Origin of the sequence: Catenulispora yoronensis (assembly GCF_039531695.1) — a bacterium.
GTDB lineage: Bacteria > Actinomycetota > Actinomycetes > Streptomycetales > Catenulisporaceae > Catenulispora > Catenulispora yoronensis.
Map to the genome: position 1 here is coordinate 30,269 of NZ_BAAAQN010000016.1, position 13,226 is coordinate 43,494.

10 protein-coding genes are annotated in these 13,226 nt (G+C 69.2%); 4 read left to right on the forward strand and 6 right to left on the reverse strand.

Translation table 11 applies throughout. From position 1 onward, the window contains the following. Positions 1–17: 17 nt before the first annotated feature. From ABD481_RS15700 to ABD481_RS15715, 4 genes are read right to left on the reverse strand one after another with little or no spacing between them, the layout of a single operon-like run. A complete protein-coding gene (locus tag ABD481_RS15700; protein ID WP_344666390.1) occupies positions 18–950 on the reverse strand; it encodes a glutathione S-transferase C-terminal domain-containing protein in 933 nt (310 codons plus the stop codon). Between the two features lie 9 nt (positions 951–959). Next, positions 960–1,811, reverse strand: a complete 852-nt coding sequence (locus ABD481_RS15705) for an ABC transporter permease (protein ID WP_344666391.1) — start codon at positions 1,809–1,811, stop codon at positions 960–962. Next, on the reverse strand, positions 1,787–2,863 hold the full coding sequence (locus ABD481_RS15710) for an ABC transporter permease (RefSeq protein WP_344666392.1): 1,077 nt from the start codon (positions 2,861–2,863) through the stop codon (positions 1,787–1,789). Before ABD481_RS15710 ends, ABD481_RS15705 begins: the two co-directional genes overlap by 25 nt. Positions 2,864–2,869: 6 nt before the next feature. After that, entirely contained in the window at positions 2,870–4,543 is a 1,674-nt protein-coding gene (locus ABD481_RS15715) for an ABC transporter substrate-binding protein (RefSeq protein ID WP_344666393.1), read from the reverse strand. A 289-nt stretch (positions 4,544–4,832) separates the two neighbouring features. On the opposite strand from ABD481_RS15715, the gene ABD481_RS15720 reads away from it, so the two are divergent. The 4 genes from ABD481_RS15720 to ABD481_RS15735 all read left to right on the forward strand — a co-directional run bounded on the left by ABD481_RS15720 (position 4,833) and on the right by ABD481_RS15735 (position 11,955). Then, positions 4,833–5,972 (forward strand): transposase domain-containing protein, encoded by a 1,140-nt coding sequence (locus ABD481_RS15720; RefSeq protein WP_344666394.1) that lies wholly within the window; start codon positions 4,833–4,835, stop codon positions 5,970–5,972. Continuing rightward, positions 5,969–7,687, forward strand: coding sequence for a dipeptide ABC transporter ATP-binding protein (locus ABD481_RS15725; protein WP_344666395.1), 1,719 nt, complete (start codon positions 5,969–5,971; stop codon positions 7,685–7,687). Before ABD481_RS15720 ends, ABD481_RS15725 begins: the two co-directional genes overlap by 4 nt. Before the next feature lie 30 nt (positions 7,688–7,717). After that, positions 7,718–8,047, forward strand: a complete 330-nt coding sequence (locus ABD481_RS15730) for a hypothetical protein (RefSeq protein WP_344666396.1) — start codon at positions 7,718–7,720, stop codon at positions 8,045–8,047. Positions 8,048–9,420: 1,373 nt separating this feature from the next. Beyond that, positions 9,421–11,955, forward strand: coding sequence for a VWD domain-containing protein (locus tag ABD481_RS15735; protein ID WP_344666397.1), 2,535 nt, complete (start codon positions 9,421–9,423; stop codon positions 11,953–11,955). A 17-nt stretch (positions 11,956–11,972) separates the two neighbouring features. Here the strand turns inward: ABD481_RS15735 and ABD481_RS15740 are convergent, their stop codons facing one another. Both ABD481_RS15740 and ABD481_RS15745 read right to left on the reverse strand, forming a co-directional pair. Next, complete coding sequence (locus ABD481_RS15740; protein WP_344666398.1) at positions 11,973–12,749, reverse strand: hypothetical protein; 777 nt, start codon at positions 12,747–12,749, stop codon at positions 11,973–11,975. 90 nt (positions 12,750–12,839) lie between these two features. Next, entirely contained in the window at positions 12,840–13,214 is a 375-nt protein-coding gene (locus tag ABD481_RS15745) for a hypothetical protein (RefSeq protein ID WP_344666399.1), read from the reverse strand. Between the last annotated feature and the right edge of the window lie 12 nt (positions 13,215–13,226).

Here is a 13,226-nt window from a genome sequence, read left to right on the forward strand (position 1 = left end):
TTCTCTGCCGTAGCGCCCTAATCGACATCCCAATGCGAATCCGCGGCTCCGCCTGCCTTTGCCGGAGGAGGAACGACTCGCTCGGGATGCAGATGCTCGAAGTTGTCGGCGAAGTTCTGCCGGATCTGGGCGAAATTGGTCGCCTGCCGGAAGGCCGGCAACGCGTAGAGGTCCCGCGCGTACCGCCATAGCGCCGGAAAGCCGCTCGGCCGACGCAGGGACTCGATCAGCAGCCTGGGATACGCGATGTCGAGCCGCACGAGGGAGAGCCACAGCCGGATGTCGGGCTCGACGAGGTCGGCGCCGAACAGAAACCGCTCCGATTCCAGCCGGTGTTCCAGCTCCACAAGCCGTTCGAACAGCACATCGATGACGCGCGCGTGCTCGGCAGGGTCTGCCGCATGCCCGGCGTGGTGCACGGCTCCGTTGACGTCCACATGCAGGCTGGCGTTGAGCGCGTCCATCTCCGGCCGCAGCCGCTCCGGGTACAAGTCCACCGGCGTGCTCGCCCACGTGTCGAACTGGGTGCTCAGATCGAGACTGATGGCTCCTGACTCGTTGCTGATCAGCCGCCCGGTGACGCGGTCCCACAGCGCCGGCACCGAAGCACGGCCCGGCCAGCCCGGGACGGTCGCCTCGTAGGCGTCACGAAGCCGCGAGAACCCGTTGACCGGGTCCGGCCCGGACACGCCGCCGAACGTCCAGCCGCGCTCGTCGGCCGAATCGTCGACGTAGGACACTGACACGACGTCTTCCAGCCCCTTGAGCCCGCGCACCACCACCGCCCGGTTGGACCACGAGCATCCCCACGCCACATACACGTGATAGCGCCCAGGCTCGGCCCGGTAGCCGCTGGATCCGTCGGCAGTGATGCGACCGCGCAGCTGTTCGACCTCCCTGGCCGGGGCCTCCACAGCCAACGTCCGGTTCTGCGGCACATCGATCGTCATGCTGACTCCTCACATAAGGGAAGGGCTCCGCAGGGCATTCGCCAGGCGGTTGACGGAGAGGGTGACGGCAGCGAGCGCCAGTCCGGGCAGCGCCGTGAGCCACCAATGGCTGCCGAGATAGTTCTGGCCCTCAGCGACCATCGCGCCCCACTCGGGGGCGGGCGGCTGCGCGCCCAGCCCGAGAAAGCTCAGCGTCGACACCGAAAGGATCGCGGTCCCGAGTTCGAGGGCTGCCAAAGCCAGCACCGGCCCGTACGCGTTGGGCAGAACATGTGTGAGGATCACGACAGGCCGCCGCACACCCGCGGCGAACGCCGCCTCGACGTACGGCTCCTGCCGGACCTTGAGCACCTGAGCCCGGGTGACGCGGGCGAAACCGGCGATGCCCGCGACACCGACGGCGACGGCGACCTGCGCGGTCCCGAACCCGAGCGCGGTGACGACGGCGAGCGAGACCAGTATCCCCGGGATCGCGAGCAGGACGTCCACCAACCGCATGAGGACGGCGTCGACCCGGTCCCCGAGGCAGCCCGCCGCCAGGCCGAGGACGGTCCCGCAGAGCAGTGCGAGCCCGACCGCGATGACCGGCGCGCGCAGTGACGGCGCCGTGCCGTGGACGACCCGCGAGTAGATGTCGCGGCCCAGATAGTCGGTGCCGAACCAGGCACCGGAGCTTGGCGGGGTGAAGGCCCGGGTGGGGGCGGCGGTGAGTGGGTTCCGCGCCGTGAACGCGTCCGGCGCCACTGCCCATGCGAGGACGGTCGCCAAGGTGAGTACCGGCAGCACCAGCCCTGGGCGCGACCGCAAGGCCTGGACGACGGCCGCGCCCGGGGCCGTTATGCGGCGCGCGCTCCCAGCCATCGCCGTCCGCTCCTTCCGGAGCCGGAGCCGGAGCCGGAGCCGGAGCTGGAACTCGAGCCGGAGCCGGAACTCGAACCGGAGCCGGAACTCGAACCGAAGCCGGAGCCGCGCCTGGCGAACCGCGGATCAAGCAACGGGTTGAGCAGATCCACCACAAGCCCGACCACCGAGAACACCACCGCGCCGAGCACGACAGCACCCTGAACCACCGGGATGTCCTTCGCCTCGACGGCCGCGGCGGTGATCCGGCCGAACCCGTTGCGCGAGAAGACCGTCTCGACGACGACCGACCCGGCCAGCAGGTTGCCCGCCACGAGCCCGGCCAGTGACAGCAGCGGCACGGCGGCGTTGCGCGCCGCGTGGCGTAGCAGGATCCTGACGCGCCCGGCGCCTTTGGCACGTGCCGTCGTGATGTAGGGCTGGTCCAGCGTCTCCGTGAGGCTGCGCGCGAAGACCTGCGCGAGCACCGAGGCTGTGGGCAGCGCGAGCGTCACGGCGGGCAGGATCAGGCCGACGCCGAGCGGTGCGCCGAAGGCGGGCAGGAGGTGCCACTGGAACGACACCACCTGAAGCAGTGCCAGGCCGACGACGAACTGCGGCAGGCAGACCCCGACCGGCGGCACGGCCCCGAGGATCCGGGCGAGCCACCGGGACCGCGTCATCACCGCCGCGACTGCGACGCCGAGCCCCAGGACGCAGGCGAGCGCCAGCCCCGCGCCGGCCAAGGCGAGGGTCTGGGGCATCGCGGCGGTCACCGTGTGGACGACCGTGTCCCCGGTCTGGAGCGAGGTCCCGAAGTCTCCGTGTGCCGCGGCGTCGAGCCGGCTCAGGTATTGCGCGGCCAGCGGTTTGTCCAAGCCGTACTCGGACCGTAGCGCGGCGATCTGGGCGGGCGTGGCGTCGGCCGCCGCGTCCGCCCCGCCGAGCATGATGACGACGGGGTCGCCGGGAAGCAGGTGGAGCATCGTGAAGGAGAGCGTGAAAGCGGCCCATACGGTTATGGCGGCGTGCAGTACCCGGCCCGCAAGGTAGCGTCCTGTGACAGTCCTCATCGGGGATCAGCGCGCCAGCCAGGTGTCGAACAGCTCGGGCTGCGCGGAGGCGTCCAGCGCGGCGCCGTGCACGCTCGGCGCGAAGGCGTCGAACTGGATCTGCTCGTAGACCGGGATCGCGTAGGCGTCACGGACGATCAACTGCTGCGCCGTGGCGGCCAGTGCCTTGCGCTTCCCGGCGTCCAAGGTCGCGGCCTGGTCGCCGAGAGCAGTCTCCAACGGGTTGCCGGCGGGCAGTCGGGCGCGGTTCTTGGCCGAGACCGCGAACGCGGTGCGCAAGATGTCCGGGTCCGCGCGGGTGAGGCCGAACCAGAGCAGGTCGTACTGGCCGGCGTTCTGGGCCGGGGCCAGCTGGTTGAGCGCGAGACCCTGGAGCTGGGCATCAATGCCGACCTTGGTCAGCTGCTGCTGGACGAGTTGCAGGACATTGCGACTCGTGGTGTCGACGCCGGGATAGACGAGCTGGACCGTCAGGCGGGTGCCGCCCTTGGCGCGGACGCCGTCGGCGCCGGGCTTCCAGCCGTCGGCGTCCAGCAGCGCCTCGGCGCCCGCCGGGTCGTAGGCGAGGTCGCTGGAGAGGTTGGTGTAGTCGGGAGTGGAGGAACTCAGGATGCTGGTGGCCGGTTTGTAGTGCGGGGACAGCAGTGTCGAGGCGATCTGTGCGCGGTCGATGCCCTTGGTGATCGCCTTGCGGACGACGTCGTCGGCCAGGATCGGGTGGGTGGTGTTGGCGGTCAGGTTGTAGACGATGCCGGGCACCGAGCGGGTCAGTTCGACCGCTCCCGCGTTCGCGAGCGTCCGCTCGTCCTGCGGGTCGACGCCTATCACCCCGGTCACCTGTCCCGAGGCCAGGCTGCCGGCCCGGACGGCGGACTCGGGTACGACGTTGTAGTCGATCTCGCTCAGGAAGGCGGCGCCCTGGTGCTTCCACAGCGAGGAGCCCCAGGAGTAGCCCTGGCGGCCGGTCAGCTTGATCTGCTGCCCCTGCCCGGCATCTTTGAGGACGAAGGGTCCTGATCCGGCGAGTCCCCGGCCCTGGCAGCGGTCCTGCGGCGATGTTGCGAGGGACGCGGGCGACAGCAGGCCGAGCGCGGCGGTGGAGGTGGCCTGGAGGAACTGTGCGTTCGGTTGGGTGAACGTCACTGTGGCGGTGAGCGAGTCGATGATCTTCGTGTCCTGGTACCCGGTCAGGTAGCTGGAGCCGACCGCGTCCACGGCGCCGAGCTTCACGATGGTGTCGAAGTTGGCCTTGACCGCGGCGGCGTCCACCGCGGCGCCGTCGCTGAAGGTGGCGCCGGCGCGGAGCTTGAACGTGAAGGACGTCGCCGTGGCGTCGCTCTGGAAGGACGTGGCGAGCCAGGGACGAGGCTCGCCGGTGGCCGGGTCCTGATCGGTCAGCGAGTCCACCAGCTGGCGGCTGATCGCGGTGTTGCCGTTGGAGTTGTTGTTCTGGGGGTCGAGGCACAGCGGCTTGCTCGCGATGTCGACCGTCAGCGTGCCGCCAGGACGAGGCGTCGCCGCGCCGGTCGCGGATCCGGCCGCCGATCCGGAGTTGTTCGAGGAACAGGCTGCGACGCCCAGGGCGAGCACCAGCGCCAGTCCTGAGCGGACCGCGAGCGTGCTCGTCCCGAATTGTTTCCGATTCTTTTCGCGCAAAGGCAGCACGAAGGCGTGACGCATAGTGGGCTCCTGGGAATGAACGACGGAAAAGCATCGCGACGCGAATGCGGTATCGGCGGCGACGGTGACGGGAAATCAGAAGGCTGACGAGGTCGCGGCGGCGACTACAGCGCGCTTGCCTTTCGGGCCAGGTCGACGTCGAGACGACGCACCAGGGCGGGGGTTTCCGAGATCACGGATCGGAGCCTACAGTGGTCATTCACAGCGCTGCTACGCCGAATATCCGGGGTATCGGAGAGGCTGTTTACTTAGTGAATAGCGCAGATACATAACAAAGGAGGGGGCCGCCATGGACGACAGCGGGTCGGAGGATCCGTCCGGTAGCGGCGAGATGGCCGAACGTCTCGCGATCGGCCTGATCACCTGGGCGTTTCCGGCCGGGCACGTTGATCTGGTGCTCGCCGCGACCGGGCGCACCCAGCAGCGCAAGCGCCTGCTTCCCGCTCGGGTGGTGGTCTACTTTGTCCTGGCGCTGTGCCTTTTTCCGTCGCTTAAGTACGAGCGCGTCGCGCGGCTGCTGTCTCAAGGGCTGATATGGGGGCTGGGACGCCCCACTGATTGCCCGGTGCCGACGGCTGCGGCGCTCTCCCGCGCCCGCGCCAGACTGGGGCCGGAACCGTTGCGGGCACTGTTCGCAGCGCGCGGCGCGGCTCTCCCGATCCTGCCTGCCTTTCGCGGCTATCGCGTCTTGGCGGTGGACTCGACGGGATTCGCTGTGCCGGATTCCGAGGAGAACCTTCGTCATCTTGGTTCGGTGGGGAGCCGTGACGTTGGTGTCGAACTGCCGCGCGTCATGGTGACGGTGTTGGGCGAGCATCTGAGCAGGATGCCGATTGCCGCTGTTATTGGTGGAGCGGCTGGTGGTGGTACGCCTTCCTTGCTGCCATTCCTGGGCCACGCCGGCGACGGTGATCTCGTGCTGGCGGACGTCGAGACGATTGGCGCCCGCTCCTGGTGCGCGGCCCGCGAACGTGGCGCCCACCTGCTATGGAGGGTGTCGATGACGGCGGAACTCCCGTGTCACGCCGTCTACCCGGACGGCTCCTACCGCTCGGTGCTCGACGACGCCGGGAGCTGCGCGGAAGGCGACGGCGCGCTAGCCGTTCCGGTGCGGGTCGTGGAGTCCGAGGTGATCGGCGTACCGGTTCGGCTGATCACAAGCCTGCTCGATCCGGCCGAGGCGCCCGCGAAGGAGCTGATCGCGCTTCATGGTTCCCGCTGGCGGTTCTCCCAGACCCTGGCCGAGCTGACGCGCGGAGGGGACGGCGCCGAGCCGGTTTTGCGTGCCCGGACCGTTGCCGGCGTCGAGCAGGAGATCTGGGGTCTGCTGATGCTGCACCAGGCCATCAGTGGGCTGCTTCGCCCCGCCACTGCCGGCCTGGCCGTCCCGACGAATGTCGAAATGCCAATGAGGGGAAGGGCGTCGTGACCACCGACCTGAGCAGCGGTGCCGAACCGGGCAGCGGCGCCAACCCGTCGCAGGCGGCTACTGCGCTACTGGAAATCAGAGGGCTGCAAGTCTCCTATCCCACCAAGAGCGGCTCGGTGACGGCCGTGGCCGGAGTCGATCTCTCCGTCCGGCCGGGCGAGATCCTCGCGCTCGTCGGCGAATCGGGCTCTGGCAAGAGCACTACGGCGCTGGCGACCATGAAGCTGCTCCCGCCTGGAGCGCGGATCGGCGAGGGCGAAATCCTCTTCCGAGGGAACGACTTGCTCCGCCTGCGTGAGAACGAGCTACGCCGCCTGCGCGGCCGCGAAATCGGCCTCATTCCTCAGGATCCGTCGGTCTCGCTCAACCCGGTGCGCCGCATCGGCGACCAGATCGCCGAGGTGCTGCGCATCCACGATCTCGCGCGAGGTGAACAGGCGCAGGACCTCGTCATCAGAGCACTGACACGAGCAGGCATGCCCGACCCCGCGCTCCGGGCGTCCCAATATCCTCACCAGCTGTCGGGCGGCATGCGCCAGCGGGCCCTGATCGCGATGGCCCTCGTGGCCTCCCCGGACCTGATCGTCGCCGACGAGCCGACCAGCGCCCTGGACGTCACCGTCCAGCGACGGATCCTGGACCACTTGGAGGACCTGTCCCGTACCGACGGGCTGGCGCTGCTGCTGGTGACGCACGATCTGGGTGTCGCGGCGGACCGTGCGCACCGGGTGGCGGTGATGTCGAACGGAGTGATCGTCGAGAGCGGCGAAGCCCGCCAGGTGCTCGAAGATCCGACGCATCCCTACACCCGTCAACTGGTCGGAGCGATCCCTGGACGGCGTCGATCGACCCGGGCTGCCGCGCCCCGGGCCACCGCTCCCCAGGCCGACCGGAACCAGGACTCGGACACACCCCGCGTCCCCCTGCTCGATGTACGAGGCCTGACCAAGGACTTCCCCCTCGCCCGAACCACCGGCGGCAGCCGCACCCTGCGCGCCGTCGACAACGTCAGCTTCACCCTGAACCACGGCGAGGCGCTCGCCATCGTGGGCGAATCAGGAAGCGGAAAGTCCACAACTGCCCGCCTGGTCCTGGCCCTGGAGAAACCGACCGCCGGCTCGGTCCACATCAACGGCACAAACATCAGCACCCTGCGAGGCGCCCCCCTTCGCGCCCTCCGCCGTCGCGTCCAAACCGTCTACCAGAACCCCTTCGCCTCCCTCGACCCGCGCTTCACCGTCTCCCGCATCATCGAGGAACCACTCCGAGCCTTCCGCACCGACACCGCCACCCGCGCCGACCGCCGAGCCCGCGTCACCGAACTCCTCGATCTGGTCGAACTCCCACCCCACCTCGCCACCCGCCACCCCGCCCACCTCTCCGGCGGCCAACGCCAACGCGTAGCCATAGCCCGCGCCCTGGCCCCCAACCCCGAACTCCTGATCTGCGACGAACCCGTCTCAGCCCTCGACGCCTCCGTCCAATCACGCATCCTCACCCTCCTCTCCCGCCTCAGCACCGACCTCAACCTCACCTGCCTGTTCATCACCCACGACCTACCCGCCGCCCGCGACCTCTGCGACCACGTCCTCGTCATGCACACCGGCCACATAGTCGAAGCCGGCCCCACCGACCGCGTGTTCGAGCAACCGGAGCACGAGTACACGCGCGAGCTGCTGGCGGCGGTGCCGGGTGGCTGGCGGGCTCTTGCGTAGATCGCGACAGCCACCACCCATACTTCTGACATGCAGTCGTTGCCCACGAACCCCGACCGCCTCGAACAGCCCGTCTTGCTGATCGACGACGCCGGAGATGCCTGGCAACTTCGCACGAAGCGACTGGACCTACGCGTTGTCCGGCGGCTTATCAAAGACAAAGCGGCGGTTGTCGTGTTGGGAGAGAGCGGGGGCACTCGTCCTCGACTTGCTGTCGACGACGAGCGCTCGATTCTCTGGGGCAAGCTCAAGGACAGCTACATGGGCCCGGGTGGCGAGTGGTCAACGGGGCGCTATCTCGCACACGAGTTCCACGCCGAGGCTGGCCATCGCATGCTCTACATAGAAGACCACTGCTGACCTCCATCAGCCCGGCGTTTCGGCCAGCGGCGGGGGAGCCGGGCAGCCTCGACCGGCATTGCTTCGATCGGGTGGAGAATCGCCCGAATATACCTCCGCCGCTGGCGTGTCGGACGGCGCCGCGACGTGGCCGGGGGGTACGGATACGGGGTGACACAACGCCGGATTCGCGCGCCGAGGCTTTCGTTCAACGTCGTTCGCCGCTTGGTGGTCCTGGGCTGTTTGCTCGGGGCGTGCCTGGCCGGGGAGCAGGCGGCTGATGCGCGTGATGCCGGTGTCGGGGCGGCGGGTGGTGTGCCTTCGAGCGCGATGGCCTGGCATGTCCCGGACGAAGCGCTCGGGGCGCGGCTGCCGCAAGCGGCGGGGGTGCCATCTGATCGGGACTGCGGGGCGCATGCTGCGGCGCCGCCCAAGTCGCGCTCGGTGTCGGGGGCTTCGCGGCCTGAGCGCTCGGGCGCCGGGACGCTCGCCAATACTGGCAGCGGCCGGTCGGTGGCGACTTTGCTGACGGCGTGTGCGCTGCTGGGTAGCGGTTTGGTGTTCCGGCGTGCGGCGCGGCGGCGGAAGGACGGCGTTGTAGAGGACTGACCGGTGGCGGGGGCGGCTGGGATGGTTGCAGCGGATCATGCGGATTTGGGCGGGGGAGCGCCGGGGCGGAGTGCGCCCGGCGAGGCTGGTTCGCGCCGGCCTGCGCTTGACCGCTGATAGTTGTGTGGGCCGGGTCGCGCTGAGCTGTGCTGGACCGTGTTGGAACTGTGTCGGGCCGGGCCGCCCTTGACCGCGCTGAGCTGTGCTGGACCGCGTTGGAACTGTGCCGGGCCGGGCCGTGCTGCGCCTGACCCCGCCGGAGTGCGCTGAGCTGGATCTTGGCGGACCGGACCGCCTCCTGCCGGATATCGGCCCGGCCAGTTGAGCCACACATGGTCGGGCGACGTTGGTTCGCACCGCATCGGATCCACCTGGTTCCCCTGTGGCCGAGCCTGGCTCTGGATTTCCCAGGATTTCACCCCAACAGCCACTCTTTCCGGGTAATGCCTGGCGCGCCTTGATCCACATCCCCATCGCGATCTCTAAGGTCCGATGCCATGACACCTGGGCGTTCCCGACCCACCTCCCTCCTCGCGGCCCTCGGCCATCTCCTCTGCGCCGCTGCCGTCGTCCTCCTCCTCCGGTGGGCGATCGCGGCGCCGACTGAAGCTGCGGCGGCGGCGACTGGTGGGGAGCCCGTTGGCCTCGCGGTGTCGACGGGTTCGGCCGCGAAGGTCGGCGACCCTGTCACGCTCACGTTCACCGTGACCAACCGGTCTGCTGGGCCCTGCGTCCTGGCCGCGCTGGCGGATGGCACCGTTGGGCTGACCGTTGCTCGTGACGGTATGCGTCTGGATCCCGTGTTCGGGCATTTGTCCTACAGCACCGCCTACAGTGCTGTGCTCGCAGCGGATTCCCACACGGTGGCGCCCGGGGCTGCCCTCACGTTCGACCTGAGCAGCACTCGCGGTCCGGCCGGTGTCGGGCCCGCCGGTGGGCAGGTCCTGACTGCCGTGTCGGCGCTTCCCGACGGCGCTGCGGTGACCGCGGTCTGGAGCCTGGGGACCCCGGGTCGCTACACCATCTCGGCCACGTATGCGATGCCCGCCGGGTCCGGCTCGTGCAGCGGTGTCAGCAATGTCGCGACGATCAGCTTCACTGTGGCAAAGGATTGCGATAACGGAGCATCGGTTCTCGTCCCGCTGTTCCTCGGCGGTAGTGGAGGGGGCCTCATCGTCCTCGCCGCCGTGCGCAGGACGCGGCGTCGGCTCCCGCGGCTTGGGGGACTCGTCGCCGGGGCGGCGTTGATCAGCCTCACCACGCCGACGTTGGCGAGTGCGTCGTACAGCCTCGATCCCTCCAGCGACGGTGTGTTGTCCGGTGAGTTCAGCAAGTGCATCGCGGACTACCGCAAGCCCGGCCACGATCCGGAGGGCATCCTCGGCACCATCAATGGGAGCCATCAGATCGTCATCGGTCGTCATTCGGGTGCCAGGAACACCGCGCAGGCGATCGGCGATGTGACGGTCATCAACTGGAACCCGTTCTATACCGGTCCGGTGGACATCGTCGCGGGTCCGCCCTCCATCCCGTGCGCGGAGCTCTATCACGAGCTCGCCCACGCCCAGGACGATGAGCGGAACCAGGACGACCTCGTGGAGTGCGACTCGACCCACATCGCCTTGGACGAGGTCCGCGCGACCCGTGTCGAGAACGCCTATCGCAGGGCCCTGGGTCCGAGCACGCCGATCCGTAAGAAGTACGGCCCGTCGGACAGCCTGCCGCCGGGGAAGGCCACCGACCCCTCCAGCGTCCTCGGCGACTGCGGCCTGCCCAACCACCCGCTTCCCGGCCACTTCCCGACCCATGGCAGCACCGGCCACGGCGGCAACGGCGGCGGCAGCAACGGCGACCCCCACATGACGACGTTCGACGGCCGCCGCTTTGACTTCCAGGCGGTCGGCGAGTTCGTCCTGGCCAAGGGCGACGGCCTGCAAGTGCAGGTGCGCCAGACGCCGTTCCCCGACTCCCGCGTCGTGTCCGTCAACACCGCGATCGCGCTCCAGGTCGCCACCGACCGGCTGGCGTTCCGCACCGACGGCACCGCGGTCGACACGCTCGTCAACGGCAAGGACACCGCGTACGGCGCCACCGCGGCGAAGCTGCCCGGCGGCGGCACGTACGGACTCGACGAGGACGGCCAGTACATCGTCACATGGCCCGACGGCACCGAGGCGGACATCGAGCCGATCAGCATCTGGGGACTCAGGATCCTGCTGTACCCGGCGGACGCCCGCAAGGACAATCTCACCGGGATGCTGGGCGACGACGACGGGAACCCGGCCAACGACCCGGTCATCAGCACCGGCTCCGGCACGGGCTCCGGCAGCGGTTCCGGCACAAGCACCGTCCTGGCCGACCCACCCGCCCACGACCAGCTCTACGGCCCCTTCGCCGACACCTGGCGCGTCACCGACGCGACCTCGATCCTGCCCTACCCGCCGGGCACCACCACGGCGTCGTTCACCGACAAGTCCTTCCCCGACAAGATGGTCACCGCCGCCGACCTCGACCCCGGCCGCCGCGACGCGGCGCGCGCTCTCTGCCGCGACCTCGGCATGCGCGACCCGGTGTCGCAGGACGCCTGCGCCGTCGACATGGTCCTGACCGGCCAGCCGGCGTTCGGCGTCAGCGCCGCCCTCACCGAGCAGGGCGTCGGCCAATCCGTCCGCCCGCAGCCCGGCAGCGGCGGACCGCGGCCGGGCCAGACGGTCCACGACGGCGACCGGATCGACCAGGCGATCACCTCGGCCGGCCAGGTGGACAGCTACCCACTGGACCTCGGCGAGGCGACGGTGATCCGCCTCGCGGACGTCGCCGGCGAGGTCGGCGCGTCCGGCAATCCGACACTGACCGTCGCGCTGGACGGACCGGACGGCAGCGACTCGCCAGGCTTCACCGTCACGAGCAACTACCAGTACCGGGTCGTGAAGGGCGGCTCGTACACGCTGAAGTTCTCCAGGACCGACAACGACACCGGCCCCTACGCGTTCCGCTTCGTGACCGCGAAGGAGCGCCGCATCCCCATGACGATCGGCCAGCACGTGACCGGGAATCTGGACGTGGCAGGGCGCGTCGACCTCTACACGTTCACCGCCCCCACAGCGGGCAAGATCCGGCTGGCGGACGACGCCACCGGCTGCGACCAGTCGGTCGCGGTGGTGGAGGACGGCCCTCAGCCGCGCGTGTTCTCCCCGGCCGGGATGTGCTACGGCATCGACCTGGCGACGCTCGAAGCGGGCAAGCAGTATGTGCTGATCGTGTGGTCCGACGACCAGACGACCGGGGCGTACTCTTTCACGCCGCTCCTTGAACCATGACGTGGCGTACTACGGTTTCACGGCAGGGGATACGCGGCTCCCTTGGCCAGGACGTCCTCCATCAGAGGGCCCAGATCCTGTGTTACCTGGCCGTGCGGCGTGGCGATGCCGACCGTCTCGGCGAGCCGCTTCACTGTCGTGTCCACCACGGATTCGACCAGCTCGCAAAAGATGCGAATGTCGTGCCTGCCCCGCTGCCGTGCGCTGATGGCCACAGCCGCGCCCGCGACCGCGGCAGGCCACCAGACGCAGCCCACCGCAAGACACGCCAAGCCCCACACAAAGCGCGTGGCCGCCGCCTGGTAGCCGTCCCAAGCCTTTTGGACCTCGCCGCGCGCGGTGTCGGTAGTCAGGAGCCAGATACGGGGCCACACGATCCCGAGGTGTAAGCCGTACTGGTTCGTTACGCGTGTTTCGGTGAGTTGAAGGCGGTAGCCGGCGGCATCGGCCGCTTCGGGTCGATGCCGCTGCGGCGCTTGGCGGCGTATCACTCTCAGCAGCCACGGCGGCTTGCCGAGCCACATGGCCGCGACCTCGGCGCCGAGCGCCTCCGCGAGAAGGTCGGCGATGGCAGCGACGGCGAGGATCACCGTCACGAGGACGGCCGTCTCGGCGGCGGTGTGGTGCCAGGAAGCCCACAGCACGTCGGCCCGGTGGGCAAGAAGACGCGTATCGAAAGCATGGCCCTGGCCTAAGGCGTGAGCCACCATGAGCAGCGCGACGAACGGCAGGCCATTGAGACATGCCTGACCCAGCCAGCGATTGATGATCCGGGCATTGAGTCCGTCCAGCACGCTCCCCATAGGATCCTCCGGTTCGTGGCTGTGGCTGTGGCTGTGGCTGTCGTTGTCGCTGTGGTTGGGGTTGGGACTGGTAAGGAGCGATCAGGACTGGTCGGGCGCGATCGGCCGCATGGGCGCGCCGTCCAAGTGACACTGTGGTGTGCGACCGCGCTGATCACGTTGCGCGATCCGCGAGCAGGGCTGGACGGTGCGCGGGCACAGGTATTCACGGATGGCGGCGACCGGCGACCAGGGGATCCCGCTCCCCGCTGTGCCTGTGCCGCGTTCCTGCCAGTTCTCATCGAACTCGTAGCCGAGGTCGGTCAGCACGTCGACCGGCGAACGTCCGGCGTGCAACGCCGCCAGCGCCGTGTCGAGGACGTCGGACCAGTCGTCGGACTCGGCGTCGTGTTTCAGGGCGGGCAGGCTCGCGCACAGCCGAGTCAGGGCCCGTTGATTATCGGAAGCCGTGGACACGGCCCCCATCGT